The 14,601-nt window shown below is 73.8% G+C and carries 13 protein-coding genes; 10 read left to right on the forward strand and 3 right to left on the reverse strand.

Going from position 1 to position 14,601, the window contains the following annotated elements:
• Positions 1 to 59 precede the first annotated feature (59 nt).
• Positions 60 to 857 (reverse strand): class I SAM-dependent methyltransferase, encoded by a 798-nt coding sequence (locus AB0910_RS27490; RefSeq protein WP_366747353.1) that lies wholly within the window; start codon positions 855 to 857, stop codon positions 60 to 62.
• Positions 858 to 1,219: 362 nt separating this feature from the next.
• Between AB0910_RS27490 and AB0910_RS27495 the strand changes: the two genes are divergently transcribed.
• Positions 1,220 to 2,479, forward strand: coding sequence for an acyltransferase (locus tag AB0910_RS27495; RefSeq protein WP_366747354.1), 1,260 nt, complete (start codon positions 1,220 to 1,222; stop codon positions 2,477 to 2,479).
• A 91-nt stretch (positions 2,480 to 2,570) separates the two neighbouring features.
• Here AB0910_RS27495 and AB0910_RS27500 read toward each other — a convergent pair whose 3' ends face one another.
• Entirely contained in the window at positions 2,571 to 3,023 is a 453-nt protein-coding gene (locus AB0910_RS27500; RefSeq protein WP_366747355.1) for an Lrp/AsnC family transcriptional regulator, read from the reverse strand.
• A gap of 124 nt (positions 3,024 to 3,147) precedes the next feature.
• Between AB0910_RS27500 and AB0910_RS27505 the strand changes: the two genes are divergently transcribed.
• Both AB0910_RS27505 and AB0910_RS27510 read left to right on the forward strand, forming a co-directional pair.
• A complete protein-coding gene (locus tag AB0910_RS27505) occupies positions 3,148 to 3,765 on the forward strand; it encodes a LysE family translocator (protein WP_366747356.1) in 618 nt (205 codons plus the stop codon).
• Positions 3,766 to 3,869: 104 nt separating this feature from the next.
• Positions 3,870 to 4,727: an SAM-dependent methyltransferase gene (locus AB0910_RS27510; protein WP_366747357.1), complete on the forward strand. Its 858-nt coding sequence runs from the start codon at positions 3,870 to 3,872 to the stop codon at positions 4,725 to 4,727.
• An 88-nt stretch (positions 4,728 to 4,815) separates the two neighbouring features.
• Here the strand turns inward: AB0910_RS27510 and AB0910_RS27515 are convergent, their stop codons facing one another.
• On the reverse strand, positions 4,816 to 5,466 hold the full coding sequence (locus AB0910_RS27515) for a TetR/AcrR family transcriptional regulator C-terminal domain-containing protein (RefSeq protein WP_366747358.1): 651 nt from the start codon (positions 5,464 to 5,466) through the stop codon (positions 4,816 to 4,818).
• Positions 5,467 to 5,573: 107 nt separating this feature from the next.
• On the opposite strand from AB0910_RS27515, the gene AB0910_RS27520 reads away from it, so the two are divergent.
• From AB0910_RS27520 to AB0910_RS27550, 7 genes are all read left to right on the forward strand, one after another.
• Positions 5,574 to 7,028 carry an FAD-dependent monooxygenase gene (locus tag AB0910_RS27520; protein ID WP_366747359.1) on the forward strand — a complete coding sequence of 485 codons (1,455 nt, stop codon included), beginning with the start codon at positions 5,574 to 5,576 and terminating at the stop codon, positions 7,026 to 7,028.
• A gap of 301 nt (positions 7,029 to 7,329) precedes the next feature.
• Positions 7,330 to 8,553, forward strand: coding sequence for an amidohydrolase (locus AB0910_RS27525; RefSeq protein WP_366747393.1), 1,224 nt, complete (start codon positions 7,330 to 7,332; stop codon positions 8,551 to 8,553).
• A gap of 138 nt (positions 8,554 to 8,691) precedes the next feature.
• Positions 8,692 to 9,756, forward strand: coding sequence for a BMP family ABC transporter substrate-binding protein (locus AB0910_RS27530; RefSeq protein WP_366747360.1), 1,065 nt, complete (start codon positions 8,692 to 8,694; stop codon positions 9,754 to 9,756).
• 337 nt (positions 9,757 to 10,093) lie between these two features.
• Complete coding sequence (locus tag AB0910_RS27535; protein WP_366747394.1) at positions 10,094 to 11,725, forward strand: ABC transporter ATP-binding protein; 1,632 nt, start codon at positions 10,094 to 10,096, stop codon at positions 11,723 to 11,725.
• The gene (locus AB0910_RS27540) at positions 11,722 to 12,855 is read left to right on the forward strand and encodes an ABC transporter permease (RefSeq protein ID WP_366747361.1); all 1,134 of its coding nucleotides are present in this window, start codon (positions 11,722 to 11,724) and stop codon (positions 12,853 to 12,855) included. Before AB0910_RS27535 ends, AB0910_RS27540 begins: the two co-directional genes overlap by 4 nt.
• A complete protein-coding gene (locus tag AB0910_RS27545) occupies positions 12,852 to 14,147 on the forward strand; it encodes an ABC transporter permease (RefSeq protein ID WP_366747362.1) in 1,296 nt (431 codons plus the stop codon). The genes AB0910_RS27540 and AB0910_RS27545 overlap by 4 nt, the downstream gene beginning before the upstream one ends.
• Positions 14,144 to 14,599 (forward strand): cytidine deaminase, encoded by a 456-nt coding sequence (locus tag AB0910_RS27550; protein WP_366747363.1) that lies wholly within the window; start codon positions 14,144 to 14,146, stop codon positions 14,597 to 14,599. The genes AB0910_RS27545 and AB0910_RS27550 overlap by 4 nt, the downstream gene beginning before the upstream one ends.
• Positions 14,600 to 14,601: the final 2 nt, after the last annotated feature.

Raw genomic sequence — 14,601 nt, forward strand, 5'->3', positions numbered from 1 at the left:
GCGGGCGAGCGGGCGCCCGCCGGCGTACGGGGCGCCCGCAGGCGTACGGCGCCCGCCGGTCAGTGCAGGGGGCGGCGCCCCCAGGCGGCGACGTCCGCCAGGCACAGGTCGCTGAAGTCGGGGCTCTCCACCAGCGCGGAGAACGCGGCGAGTTCGCCGTGGGTCAGCCCGTGCACGGCGTGCAGGTCCTGCGCCATCTGCTCGGCCGTCAGCCGCCAGAACCTGCCCATGGGCCCTGGTCCGACGGTGGGCAGCGTGGCCTCCGCGCCCACCTGGACGAGCCCCAGGCCGCGCAGCGGCGCGGGGAACGTGCGCGCCCACGCGCAGTCCGTGCCGAGCCGCCGCTCCACCGTCTCGCACATGCCGAGCCCCACCCTGCGGTAGAGCGGGTGGGGCGAGGACTCCAGCGGGAAGCCCGCCATGTCCTCGATGAACAGCAGGCCGCCGGGGGCCAGCCAGCGCACCACCCGGGCGAGGACGGCGTCCCGGTCGCGGTGGTGCGAGAAGACCCAGCGCGCGTGGACCAGGTCGAAGGACCCCTCGGGGAAGGAGTCGGCGGTCACGTCGTGCTCGACGGCGCGCCAGCCGCGCCGCCGCTCCTGCGGCGGGAAGTGCCGGGTGTCCACGTCCGTGGCGACGACCTCGCCCTTCGGGCACCGCAGCGCGAGCCACGCGGCGACCGTGCCCGCGCCCGAGCCGATGTCGAGGCAGCGCGCGTCCTCCGGCAGTCCGAAGCGCTCAAGGCGCCGGAAGGTCACCGGGTCGAGCGCCCGCGCGAGCGCCCCGAGGCGCTCGGCCTCGTCGTCGTGGGTGTGTGAGAACAGCCGGTCGCCGTACCGCTCAGCCGCAGTGTCCACCGCGGACTCCCTCCCTCGCCCCGCCGGGCCCGGCGAAGATCGCCGGGTCCATGGTTCGGGTCGCGGCCGCGGCCGGGCAACGGCGCACGGGGGCACGCCGGGGCCCCGTGGGGGCGCCCGTGCCCGGCCGGGCGTGCGCCCCGGTGCGCGCCCCGCGCCGCTCCCACGCGGACGGCACCCCAGCGGCGGTGAACGGGCGGATGAACGTGTCGTGACGGCACTGCGCAACTCGGACTTCCCCGTCCGACCCCGGTGGCACGCCGCCCTACGGTGGCCGGGAGAGCGGCGGCGCCGGGCCCGCACCGGCCCAGGGCCGGGGGCCGCGCGGCCCGCCGCGGGACCCGAGACGAGGGGGGAATCCGGTGGCGACTGCTCCGGAAGTGCGGACGGACAACGGCGCGGGGCCGGTGGGCGGCACCGCGGTGGGCGTGGAGCCGAGAACCAGGCCGGGCGCGGCGGCCCCGGCGGCGGTGGCGGCGCGCGACGGGGCCGCGCCCGCCGCGGCACCCGCGGGCGGCGCGCCGCGCCCGGCGCGCGGGGGCAGGCTGCGCGCCCTCGACGGGCTGCGGCTGGTCGCCGCGCTGATGGTGGCGCTCTACCACTACGGGGGCCGCGACGGCGATGTGAGCACCGCGTGGGGCAGCTCGCCCGCGACCCAGTTCCCCTCGCTGCACCAGTGGTTCGCCTACGGGCCGCTCGGGGTGCAGATCTTCTTCGTGATCAGCGGGTTCGTGATCTGCATGAGCGGCTGGGGCCGCTCGCTCGCGGTGTTCTTCGCCTCCAGGGCCGCCCGGCTGATGCCCGCCTACTGGTGTGCCGTCGTCCTGATCACCGTCGTCTTCGCGCTGCCCGGCGTCGTGTACAAGACGGTCTCGGCGAGCGACGCGCTGCTCAACCTGACCCTGCTCCAGATGCCCGCGGGCGGGCAGCGGGTCATCGGCGTCGACTGGACGCTGTGGGCGGAGATACGGTTCTACGCCCTGTTCGCGGTGTGCGTGGTGCTGCCCGGCGTGACCCGGCGCCGCGTCGTGCTGTTCGGCGCGCTGTGGACCCTGGGCGCCGTCCTCGCGGACGCCGCCGACTCCGCCCTGCTCGAACAGGTCCTGATGCCGGAGTACGCGCCGTTCTTCGTGGGCGGCATGGGCCTGTACCTGGTGCACAGGAACCACCGCGACCCGCTCGGCTGGGGCCTCGCGGGCGCCGGCTTCCTGCTCGGCCAGCACTACGCCGTCGCCGGCCTCTGGCACCCCGCCAGCCACTTCGGCTACCGGCACACCACCGTCATCATCGCGATCGTCGCGCTCGGCTTCGCCGCGGTCGCGGCCGTCGCCCTCGACCGGCTGCGCTGGGCGCACTGGGGGTGGCTCACCACGGCCGGCGCCCTCACCTACCCCTTCTACCTGGTCCACGAGCACCTCGGCTGGGTGGTCATAGGGGGCCTGCACCGCACCCTCGGCCTGCCCGCGGCGGCCACGCTCCCGCTGACCGTGCTCGCCATGCTGCTGCTCGCCTGGCTGCTCCACCGGCTCGCGGAACGCCCCCTGACCCCCTGGCTGCGCACCCGGCTCGCCCGCGCGGCCGCCAGACCCGCGGGCCCGCCGCGCGGCGCGCACGCGGGATGACCCCCGGGGCGGGGGAGCGGCGCGGCGGGGCGGGGCGTACGGGGGGCTGACCCCGGCGGGCGGCCGGCCCCCGGCGGCCGGCCGACCGCGGCTACTGAGGCAGCGGCCGGTCGTGCACGACGTTCTTCATGACCAGTGTCGAGACCAGCCGCTGCACGCCCGGCAGCTCGGCGAGCCGCTCGTCGTAGAGGCGCTGGAAGGCAGGCAGGTCGGCGGTGGCGACGCGCAGCAGATAGTCGGGCTCGCCGAACAGCCGCTGGGCCTGGAGCACATGGGGCACGGCCGCCACGGCCTCCTCGAAGGCGGCGACCGTGGCGCGGTCCGCCGAGCGCATCGTCACGAAGACCAGCGCCTCGAAGTCGAGGCCCACGGCGCCCGGGTCCACCACCGCCCGGTAGCCGCTGATCACCCTCGCGCGCTCCAGGTCGCGCAGGCGCCGGTGGCACGGCGAGACGCTCAGCCCCACCCGGCCGGCCAGCTCCGTCACCGTCAGCCGGCCGTCCAGTTGCAGCTCGGTCAGAATCTTCCGGTCCAGGGCGTCCATGAAGAAGATTCTCCCCCAAAACCCGCGATCATGGAGCAAAGACAGAAACACCTTCGGGCCTTTCCCGCCTAACGTTCCCTCCCGTAGTGAGCCACGCCCCCCGCACACGAGGGAACGACGCCCCATGCACACCACCACACTCGCGGCCTTCCTCGCGCTGGACCTGCTGCTCGTCCTCACCCCCGGCGCGGACTGGGCCTACGCCATCGCGGCCGGGCTGCGCGACCGGTCGATCGTGCCCGCGGTCGCCGGGCTGATCGCCGGATACGCGGGCTACACGCTGCTCGCCGTGGGCGGCCTCGTGCTGATCGTGGCGCGCTCGCCCGGCGTGCTCACCGCGCTGACCGCGGCGGGCGCCGCCTATCTGATGTGGCTCGGCGGGGGCGTCCTGCGCCGCCCCGCCGTCCCGGCCGCAGGCGCCGAGGCGCCCGCCGCGCCGCCGGGCCGCACCCTGCTGAGGGGCGTCGGCGTCAGCGGCCTCAACCCCAAGGCGCTGCTGTTCTACTTCGCGCTGTTCCCGCAGTTCGTCGACCCCGCGCACGGCTGGCCCGTCGCCGCCCAGACCGCCCTGCTCGGCGTGGTCCACATGGTGTCCTGCACCCTGGTCTACCTGGCCGTGGGCGCCCTGGCCCGCACCGTACTGCGCACACGCCCCGCCGCCGCCCGCGCGGTCACCCGCACCTCGGGTGCCGCGATGATCGCCATCGGCGCCCTCCTCCTCCTGGACCGCCTGGCCCCCTGACGGCGCGGCAGCGGCAGGCACCCGTGCGTCCGGCCGGCTGCCGGCGGCTCCTCGGCAACCAGTAGCCTGTGGGGGCTACTTGACGCTCCGGGCGAGGAGAGGGCATGTCGGGCACGGCGGACTGGATGCGGGCGGACGGGGCGCGGGAGCGGGTCGACCTGAAGGCCCATCAGCCGCATCCCGCGCGGGTCTACGACTTCCTGCTCGGGGGCAAGACCCATTACCCGGCGGACCGGGAGGCGGGGGAGCGCACGCTCGCGAACGTCCCGACGGCGGCCGTCACCGCCAGGGAGGGGCGCGCGTTCATGCACCGCAGCGTCCGCCACCTCGCGGCCGAGGCGGGGGTGCGGCAGTTCCTCGACATCGGTACGGGCATCCCGACCTCGCCCAACCTCCACGAGATCGCCCAGGGCATCGCCCCGGAGAGCCGCGTCGTCTACACGGACAACGACGCGATCGTGCTCGCCCACTCGCGCGCGCTGCACACCGGGACGCCCGAGGGGCGCACGGCGTACATACAGGCCGACGCGACGGACCCGGAGGGCATCCTCGGCGATCCGCTGCTGCGGGAGACGCTCGACCTCGCGCGGCCCACCGCGCTGATCCTCAGCCTGCTGCTGCACTGGCTGCCCGACGACGCGGACGCGTACGGGATCGTCCGCACGCTCGTGGGCGCGCTCGCGCCGGGCAGCTACCTGATGATCGCGCACGTGGCCGACGACATCTTCCCGACCGAGCAGGTCGGCGCGGTCGCCAGGGACTTCAGGGACAGCGGGGGCCAGATGAACCCCCGCAACCGCGCGGAGGTCGCCCGGTTCTTCGAGGGGATGGCGCTCGTCGAGCCCGGCATCGTCGTGCCGCAGCGCTGGCGCCCCGACACCCCGCCCGTCGAGGTGGGCGCCCCCGGCGCGGGCCCCGGCGACGGCGACGTCCCCGTCTGGGTGGGACTCGCCAGGATCTGACGGCCCAGGGCCTGACGGCACGACGCCTGACGGCGCGGCACAGCCCGCCGGGGCCTCCTCCGGGGCGGTCCCGGCGCGCGCCCCGCCGCTATGCCTCCCGGGGCAGCAGGGTCGCCGCGATGCCGGCGACCACCGCGGCGAGGCCGGTCTCGAAGCCCTCGTCCTGGGGGCCGAAGAGCTCGTAGCCCGCCTGCGCGGCCAGCGGGTAGTCGGCGAGGCGGTCGGCGCGTGCCGCCAGGTCGATCGCCTCGCGGTCGGGCGCGGCCGCCGTCGACTGCTCCTCGATCACGAAACCGATCGTGTAGTGGTACGCGGTCGCCCAGGCGCGGGCGGCGCGCGGCGGCGTGAAGCCCGCGGCGACGAGCATCGAGAGCGCGGCGTCCATGCCGCCCGCGTACGCGGTGTCGGTGAAGCGGCTGCCGCTGTAGACCTTCGCGCCGTCGCGGTAGCGCAGCAGGTGCGCGCGCAGGCCGTGCATCATCAGCGTGACGCGCTCCCGCCAGTCGGCCCCGGCCGGCGGGAACCCCCCGTCGGGCGTGTCGAACATGCGGCGCATCATCTCGGTCGCCATCTCGTCGAGCAGCGCCTGCTTGTCCTTGAAGTGCCAGTACAGCGCGGGCGCCTTGACGCCGAGCTCCGCCGCGATGGCCCGCAGGGTCAGCCCTTCGAGGCCCACGTCGTTGAGGAGCCCGAGGGCGGTGCGGGCGACCAGCGCGCGGTCGAGTCGGGAAGCAGCCACGCCCCCAATCTATCCGGAGCGCTTGACACCTTAACGCCGTTAAGCGCATCCTCGCGGACGGGAAACTTAACGACGTTAAGGAGAGTCTCGTGGCGAAGGAGAACCGAGTGAAGGAGAACCCCGTCAAGGAGAGTCCCGCGGTGGACGTCCTGGTGGTCGGCGCGGGCCCGACCGGCCTCACCCTCGGCTGCGACCTGCTGCGCCGCGGCGTCTCCGTGCGGATCGTGGAGCGCACGGACGGCCTCTTCCCCGGCTCCCGCGGCAAGGGCATGCAGCCGCGCACCCTCGAAGTCCTCGACGACCTCGGCGTCGTCTCCCGGATGTTCGCCGCCGGCGGCCCCGCGCCGGTCAACATGGTCTGGGCGGGCGGCGAGCGGCAGGGCGAGTACCGCATGTTCGACGAGGTCGAGCCCACCGAGGACGCCCCGTACGCGATCCCGTGGATCGTCCCGCAGTACCGCACCACGCGGATCCTGCACGACCGGTTCACCGCGCTCGGCGGCCGCGTCGCCTTCGGTGCCGCGCTCACCGGCCTCGACCAGGACGCGGACCGCGTCACCTGCACCCTCGCCACCGGCGAGCGGATCACCGCCGCGTACGCGGTCGCCGCGGACGGCGGCCGCAGCACCGTGCGCGCCCTGCTCGGCGTCGCACTGCGCGGCGAGAGCGTGGACCCCGCGCCGATGATCGTCGCGGACGTGCGCGTGCGCTCCCTCGACCGCCGCAACTGGCACGTCTTCCGCGAGGAGGACGGCAGGTACGCCGCGCTCTGCCCGCTCCCGCACACCGACGACTTCCAGCTCGCCGCCGCGTACGAGCCGGGCGCCGCGCCCGACACCTCGCCCGAGGGCGTGCGCGCCCTCATCGCCGAGCGCACCCACCTGGACGCGGACGACGTCACCGACGTGCTCTGGGCCTCCGACTTCCGGGTGCGCGCCGCGCTCGCCGACCGCTTCCGCGCGGGCCGCGTCCTCCTCGCGGGCGACGCCGCCCATGTGCACTCGCCCGCGGGCGGCCAGGGCCTCAACACCAGCATCCAGGACGCCTACAACCTCGGCTGGAAGCTCGGCCAGGTCCTCCGCCACGGCGCGCCCGACGCGCTGCTCGACACGTACGAGCAGGAGCGCAGGCCGCTCGCCGCCGAGATGCTCGGCCTGTCCACCCGCATCCACCGCGGCGAGCAGCGGCGCGGCGCCGCCACCCGCCAGCTCGGCCTGCACTACCGGGGCGGCCCCCTCGCCTCGGGCGCGGCGGGCGCGCTGGCCGCCGGCGACCGCGCGCCCGACGGGCTGCTCGCCGACGGCACCACCCTCTTCGACGCCCTGCGCGGCCCCCACTTCACCCTGCTGCGCATGGCCACGGACGCGCCGCTGCCCGCGGAGCTGCCCGCCGCGGTGCGCGTCGTCGACCACCCGGTGCCGTACGCGCCCTACGGCGCGGGCCTCTTCCTCGTCAGGCCCGACGGCTACGTCGGCTGGGCGGGCGAGGACACGGAGGGCCTGCTGACCTGGCTCGGCCGCGTCGGCGTGACCGGCCGGCCCGCCGGCCTCCGGGCGGCGTGAGCGGCCGGGGGCGTGAGCGGCCAGGGGGGCGTACGGCTCCGGCGGGGGCGCCGCCGCCCGCACCGTACGGGCCCGGGCGCCGCGCCCGTACGGCTCCGGCGCGGAAGCCGCCCGTACGGGCACCTCGGGCGGCGCGCGGCCCCGCGCGCACGCGCCCGGCGGCAAATCCGACGGCATACCCACCCCGGGCCCCGGTCATGCGCCCCGGCGCGCCCCCGGTTCGCTCCTGTGGCTGAAATTTTGCCCAAGCGGGCATGGTTGATCGTGTGGGGGCCCTACCCTTCAACAGGTGAGCCAGACGATGCCGCACGAGCCCGACGCCGAACTCCCCGGCGAAGTCGCACTTCCTGGCGGGCTGCCCGAGGCGCTGCGCGCTGAGCTGATCGCCTTCCGCCGGGACATGCACATGCACCCCGAGCTCGGGCACCAGGAGGTGCGGGCGACGGCCGCGATCAGACGGCGTCTTGAAGCCGCCGGTCTGCGCCCCCGCGTCCTCTCCATGGGGACGGGCCTCCTCTGCGACATCGGCACCCCCGACCCCGCGCGCCCCATGCTCGCCCTGCGCGCCGACATCGACGCGCTCCCGATCCCCGACACCAAGACCGGGGTCCCGTACCGCTCGACCGTGCCCGACCGGGCGCACGCCTGCGGGCACGACGTGCACACCACCGCCGTGCTCGGCGCCGGCCTCGTCCTCGCCGACCTGGACCGCAGGGGCCTGCTGCCCGGCGCGGTGCGGCTGATCTTCCAGCCCGCCGAGGAGGTGCTGCCGGGCGGCGCCCCCGAGGCGATCGAGTCGGGCGTGCTCGACGGCGTCGGCCGGATCCTCGCCGTCCACTGCGACCCGAAGGTCGACGCGGGCCGCATCGGGCTGCGCGTCGGCCCGATCACCTCCGCCTGCGACCGGCTGGAGATCGCGCTCGACGGCCCGGGCGGCCACACCGCGCGCCCGCACCTGACCACCGACCTGGTCACCGCGGTCGCCAAGGTCGCGGCCGAGGTGCCCGCGCTGCTCGCCCGCCGCGTCGACGCGCGCGCCGGGCTCGCCGTGACCTGGGGCCGCATCGCCTCCGGCCACACGGCCAACGTCATTCCGCAGCACGCCGAGCTCTCCGGCACGGTCCGCTGCCTCGACCTCGCCGCCTGGCACGACGCGCCCGACCTGGTGCACGCGGCGGTCGACGAGGTCGCCGCGCTGCACCACGCGAAGACCGAGGTCACCTATGTGCGCGGCGTCCCGCCCGTGGTCAACGACGCCGCGGCGGTGGAGCTGCTGCGCGCCGCGCACAGCGCGCGCCGGGGCGCCGACGCCGTGGAGGGAACCGAGCAGAGCCTCGGCGGCGAGGACTTCTCCTGGTACCTGGAGCAGGTACCCGGCGCCATGGCCCGCCTCGGGGTCCGCCCGCCGGGCGACGGTGCGCGCTACGACCTGCACCGCGGCGACTTCGACGTGGACGAGCGGGCCATCGCCGTCGGCGTGGAGCTTTTCACCGCCGCCGCGTTGATCGACGGCAACCGGCTGTGACCGGGTGCGACACCCGGCGTTCGCGACGATCCGATAACGGCTTCCACAGGGGGCTTTATCTGACATCTACGCGCGTTACGATCGCCGCGAAACCAGCGCCGGAAGAGGCGCTTCGGTCAGTTTGAAGGGACCACCCTCTTGCGCCGGGTAACCAAAGTCGCCGCGTCGGGGATAGCATCCGCCGCGCTCGCGCTGTCTCTCGCCGCCTGCGGCAGCACCTCGGAACAGAAGGCCCAGGAGGACTCCTCGTCGTCCGGCGCGGGCGCGGCCGGCGGCGTCAAGGTCGGCGTGGCGTACGACGTGGGCGGGCGCGGCGACCACTCCTTCAACGACTCGGCGGCGCGCGGCATCGACAAGGCGAAGAAGGAGCTCGGCGGTTCCGTCAAGGAGCTGACCGCGAAGACGACGGACACCGAGGCCGACCGCCTCGACCGCCTCTCGCAGCTCGCCGAGGCCGGCTACAACCCGGTCGTCGGCATCGGCTACGCCTACGCCAACTCGATGAAGCAGGCGGCCCAGAAGTACCCGGGCACCACCTTCGGCATCGTCGACTCCTCCGTCGACGCGAAGAACGTCGACAGCATCGTCTTCACCGAGGAGCAGAGCTCCTACCTCGGCGGCGTCGCGGCGGCCCTCAAGACCAAGACGGACCAGGTCGGCTTCATCGGCGGTGTGGACGTCCCGCTGATCAAGAAGTTCCAGGCCGGCTACGAGCAGGGCGTGCGCGACACCGACCCGAAGATCAAGGTGGACGTGCAGTACCTGTCGCACGGCTCCGACACCTCAGGGTTCGCCAGCCCCGACAAGGGCCAGGCGGCGGCGCAGGGCATGCTCGACAAGGGCGCGGACGTCATCTTCGCCGCGGCCGGCTCCTCCGGCTCCGGCTCGATCGAGGCCGTGCACGGCAAGAAGGGCGCCTGGGCGATCGGCGTCGACTCCGACCAGTACCAGCAGCCCTCGCTCGCGCAGTACAAGACGTCGATCATGACCTCCGTCGTGAAGAACGTCGACGTCGGCGTCTACGACCTGGTCAAGTCGGTCCACGACAAGAAGCCGCTGACCGGCACCAACACGTACTCGCTCGCCGAGAACGGCGTCTCGCTGACCACCAGCGGCGGCTACATCAAGGACATCCAGGCGAAGATCGACGCCGCCAAGCAGAAGATCGTCGACGGCAAGGTCAAGGTCAAGACCACCCCGTGACCCGTTGAGCCCGGCGCGCGGCCCCGCCCCCGCGGCGGCCCGCGCCACCGCGGGCCCGGAGAGGGCGTCACGTACCCCCTCACCGGGCCCGCGCCATGCCCGCCGGACCGCCGCCGGGCCGTGAGCCGCAGTCATGACGAAGTGTCAACTCTACGCGCGTAGTGGGGAGTTGGCGCCCTGCGGACACCCCCGGCCGTAGGCTGAGGGCGTCACAGAAACGCACCCACGCCCCACCCCTCCTTACCTCCGAGGAGAGTGCGCCATCAACGCGTCAAGCCCTCCCCCTCCCCAAGGCCCGCCCGGCACCCGGGACGAGGCCGCGACCCCCGCGGTCCGCCTGCGCGGCATCACCAAGCGGTTCCCCGGCGTCGTCGCCAACAGCGACATCGACATCACCGTCCGCAGAGGCACCGTCCACGCCCTCTGCGGCGAGAACGGCGCGGGCAAGTCCACCCTGATGAAGATCCTCTACGGCATGCAGAAGCCGGACGAGGGCACCATCACCCTCGACGGCACCGACGTCTCCTTCGCGAGCCCCGCCGACGCCATCGCCCGCGGCATCGGCATGGTCCACCAGCACTTCATGCTCGCCGACAACCTCACCGTGCTGGAGAACGTCGCCCTCGGCAGCGAGAAGCTGTACGGCATCGGCGGCCGCGCCCGCGCCCGGATCAGGGAGATCTCCGACGCGTACGGCCTCGGCGTGCGCCCCGACGCCCTCGTCGAGGAGCTCGGCGTCGCCGACCGGCAGCGCGTCGAGATCCTCAAGGTCCTCTACCGCGGCGCCCGCACGCTCATCCTGGACGAGCCCACCGCCGTCCTCGTGCCGCAGGAGGTCGACGCGCTCTTCGACAACCTGCGCGGGCTCACCTCCGAGGGCCTCACCGTCATCTTCATCTCGCACAAGCTCGGCGAGGTGCTCTCCGTCGCCGACGAGATCACCGTGATCCGCCGCGGCACCACCGTCGGCACGGCCGACCCCCGTACGACCACCTCGCGGCAGCTCGCCGAGCTGATGGTCGGCAGCGAACTGCCCTCGCCCGAGACCCGCGAGTCCACCGTCACCGACGTGCCCGCCCTGCGCGTCAGCGGGCTGCGGCTGACCGCGACCGACTCCGACGGCGTGGTGCGCGAGGTGCTCGGCGGCATCGACTTCACGATCCACCAGGGCGAGGTGCTCGGCATAGCGGGCGTCGAGGGCAACGGCCAGGCCGAACTGGTCGAGGCCGTCATGGGGATGCGCACCCCCGACTCCGGCACGGTCGTCCTCGCCGACGAGGACATCTCCGCGGCCCCGACCCGCAGGCGCCGCGAGAGCGGCATCGGCTACATCCCCGAGGACCGCCACCGGCACGGGCTGCTGCTCGAAGCGCCGCTGTGGGAGAACCGCATCCTCGGCCATGTCACCGAGACCCCCAACTCCCGCCGCGGCCTGCTCGACGGCCGCGCCGCCAGGCTCGACACCGAGCGGATCGTCCAGGAGTACGACGTGCGCACGCCCGGCATCGACGTCACCGCGGCGTCCCTGTCCGGCGGCAACCAGCAGAAGCTGATCGTCGGCCGCGAGATGAGCCACCACCCCAAGCTGCTGATCGCCGCGCACCCCACCCGGGGCGTCGACGTCGGCGCGCAGGCCCAGATCTGGGACCAGATCAGACAGGCGCGCCGCGAGGGACTCGCCGTGCTGCTGATCTCCGCCGACCTCGACGAGCTGATCGGCCTTTCCGACACACTCCGGGTGATGTACCGCGGCCGGCTGGTCGCCGACGCCGACCCGGCCACCATCACCCCGGAGGAGCTGGGCTCCGCGATGACCGGCGCCGCACGCGGCCACCTCGACCACGAGGACCACGAGGACCCCGCGCACCGGGCGGCCCCCGGCACCCCCGCCCCCGGCACCGATACGCACGGCACCGATACGCACGGCACGGCGGCCGAGGCTGCGCCGGAAGGCGGCGAGGACGCATGAACAAGCTGACCGCCCGTATCGACAAGGAGCGGCTGCTCCTCGCGCTCGCGGCCCCCGTGCTCGCCGTCGTCGCGGCGCTCGTGGTGACCGCGCTGGTCATCCTCGCCACCGGCAAGAGCCCGTTCGAAGCCTTCAACGACATGCTGTCGTACGGCTCGGCGAGCGACAGCCAGATCTACATCCTGAACAAGGCGACCACCTACTACCTCGCGGGCGTGGCCGTCGCCATCGGCTTCCGGATGAACCTCTTCAACATCGGCGTCGACGGCCAGTACCGCATCGCGGCCTTCTTCGCCGCGGTCGTCGGCGGCGCCCTGCACCTGCCGGGACCCCTCCAGATCATCGTGGTCATCCTGGTCGCGATGGTCGTCGGCGCCATGTGGTCGGGCATCGCCGGCATCCTCAAGACCTCGCGCGGGGTCAGCGAGGTCATCTCCACGATCATGCTCAACTCGATCGCGACCGCCGTCATCGCGTACCTCCTGCAACCCGGCAAGCTCGGGCAGCTGGACGACGCGGGCACGCTCGTGTCCACCAAGAACCTGCCGAAGGCCGCGTGGTTCTTCACCTTCCACGCGGGCCCCGCCGGCGACCTGTGGGGCTTCATCGTGGTCGCGGCGCTGGTCGGCGTCGCCTACTGGTTCGTGCTCGGCCGCACCCGCTTCGGCTTCGACCTGCGCACGGTCGGCCAGTCCGAGAGCGCCGCCGAGGCCGGCGGCGTCGGCGTCAAGAAGATGGTCGTCACCAGCATGGTGATCTCTGGCGCCGTCGCGGGCCTCGTCGGCATGCCGACCCTGCTCAACGACAGCCACGCCTTCAGCAACGACTTCCCGCTCGGCGTCGGCTTCACCGGCATCGCCATCGCCCTGCTCGGCCGCAACAACCCCGTCGGCATCGCCGTCGCCTCCCTGCTGTGGGGCTACCTGGAGCGCACCACGGGACACCTCGAACTCATCGGCTACGACAAGGAGATCCTCGGCGTCATCCAGGGCGTGATCGTCCTGTGCGTCGTCATCGCCTACGAACTCGTACGCCGCTTCGGCCTGCGCCGCCAGCAGCAGCGCGTCGGAGCCGAACTCGCCGCCCAGGCGGCCGCAGCCACCGACGAGAAGCTGGAGGTGGCGCGATGACCGCCACGACCACCGCCACCACCCCGCCGCCCGCCGCGCCCGAGGCGCCGGGCGGCCGGCAGGCGGGCCGCGGCAGGCTCTCCCCGGGAAAGACCCTGCTGATCGTCGTGTGCGCGCTCGTCCTCGTCTCGGCCGTGCGCATCCTCACCGGCGCCGAGCAGCTGGACTCCGAGGGCCAGATCGCCGCGGCACTCGGCCTCGCCGTGCCCATCGGCATGGCGGGACTCGCGGGCCTGTGGTCCGAGCGCGCGGGCATCGTCAACATCGGCCTCGAAGGCATGATGATCCTCGGCACCTTCGGCGCCGGCTGGATCGGCTGGCAGTCGAGCCCCTGGCTCGGGCTGCTCGCGGGCGTCGCGTTCGGCGTGCTCGGCGGGCTGCTGCACGCCGTCGTCACCGTCACCTTCGGCGTCGACCACATCGTCTCCGGTGTCGCCATCACCCTGCTCGCGCAGGGCGTCACGCAGTACCTCGCGAAGCTGTTCTTCAACCACGGCAGCGCGCTCGACAAGGGCGGCAACCCCAAGCAGTCGCCGCCGGTGGACGCGCTGCCGCAGTTCACCGTGCCCGGCGTCTCCAGCGGCCTCGACTCGGTGGCGAACCACCACTGGTTCCTCGTCTCCGACCTCGCCGGCATCGTCGGGGGGATCTTCACCAACCTGTCGGTGCTGACGGTCCTCGCCGCCGCGCTGTTCGTCGCGACCTGGCTGGTGCTCTGGCGCACCTCCTTCGGCCTGCGGCTGCGGTCCGTGGGCGAGAACCCGGTCGCCGCCGAGTCGCTCGGCGTCAACGTCTACTCGTACAAGTACATCGGCGTGGCGATCTCCGGCGGGCTCGCCGGGTTCGGCGGCGCGTTCCTCGCCATGGTCTCCTCGCACTTCTACCTGGAGGGCCAGACCGGCGGGCGCGGCTACATCGGCCTCGCGGCGATGATCTTCGGCAACTGGCGGCCCGGCGGACTCGCGATGGGCGCCGGCCTGTTCGGCTTCTCCGACGCGCTCCAGCTGCGCAACGGCGGCGACACCGTACACGCGCTGCTTCTGCTGCTGGTGGTGCTGCTGGTACTGCTGGGCGCATGGAAGGCGTACAAGAAGGCGAAGGTCCAGGCGATCGCGAGCGGGGCGACGGCCGCGCTGATCCTGGTGTGGTACCTCCTGACGGACTCGGTGCCGGACGACTTCGTCGGCGCGACGCCGTACGTGGTGACCCTGCTGGTGCTCTCCCTGTCGGCGCAGCGCCTGCGGATGCCGAAGGCGGACGGCCTCAGGTACCGCAAGGGCCAGGGGTCGTGACGCCGCCCGCCGCGCCCGACTGGGCGGCGCTGCGGGCGGCCGCGCGCGCGGCGATGTCGCACGCGTATGCCCCCTACTCGCGCTACCCGGTCGGCGCGGCGGCGCTGGTGGACGACGGCCGCACGGTCACCGGCTGCAACGTCGAGAACGCCTCGTACGGCGTCGGGCTGTGCGCCGAGTGCGGCCTCGTCTCCGCGCTCCAGCTCTCGGGCGGCGGCCGCCTCACCCACTTCACCTGCGTCGACGGCACCGGCGGCGTGCTGGTGCCGTGCGGCAGGTGCCGCCAGCTGCTGTACGAGTTCGGCGGGCCCGCACTCGTCCTCGACACCCCGGACGGGCTGCGCACCCTCGACGCGATGCTGCCGCAGGCGTTCGGCCCCGGGCACCTCGCCGCGCCGGACGGCGGCCCACGCGACGTTGCGAAGAACCCGAAGAACCAGAACCAGAAATGAGT

This window comes from Streptomyces sp. NPDC047002, from assembly GCF_040704505.1.
In the GTDB taxonomy this organism is placed as follows: Bacteria; Actinomycetota; Actinomycetes; order Streptomycetales; family Streptomycetaceae; genus Streptomyces.

Bases quoted from the DNA above. Each gene is read 5' to 3' on its own strand.
- AB0910_RS27500 (WP_366747355.1), bottom strand. From the start codon at position 3,023: ATGGACGCCCTGGACCGGAAGATTCTGACCGAGCTGCAACTGGACGGC.
- AB0910_RS27505 (WP_366747356.1), top strand. From the start codon at position 3,148: ATGCACACCACCACACTCGCGGCCTTCCTCGCGCTGGACCTGCTGCTC.
- AB0910_RS27510 (WP_366747357.1), top strand. From the start codon at position 3,870: ATGTCGGGCACGGCGGACTGGATGCGGGCGGACGGGGCGCGGGAGCGG.
- AB0910_RS27525 (WP_366747393.1), top strand. From the start codon at position 7,330: ATGCCGCACGAGCCCGACGCCGAACTCCCCGGCGAAGTCGCACTTCCT.
- AB0910_RS27540 (WP_366747361.1), top strand. From the start codon at position 11,722: ATGAACAAGCTGACCGCCCGTATCGACAAGGAGCGGCTGCTCCTCGCG.
- AB0910_RS27545 (WP_366747362.1), top strand. From the start codon at position 12,852: ATGACCGCCACGACCACCGCCACCACCCCGCCGCCCGCCGCGCCCGAG.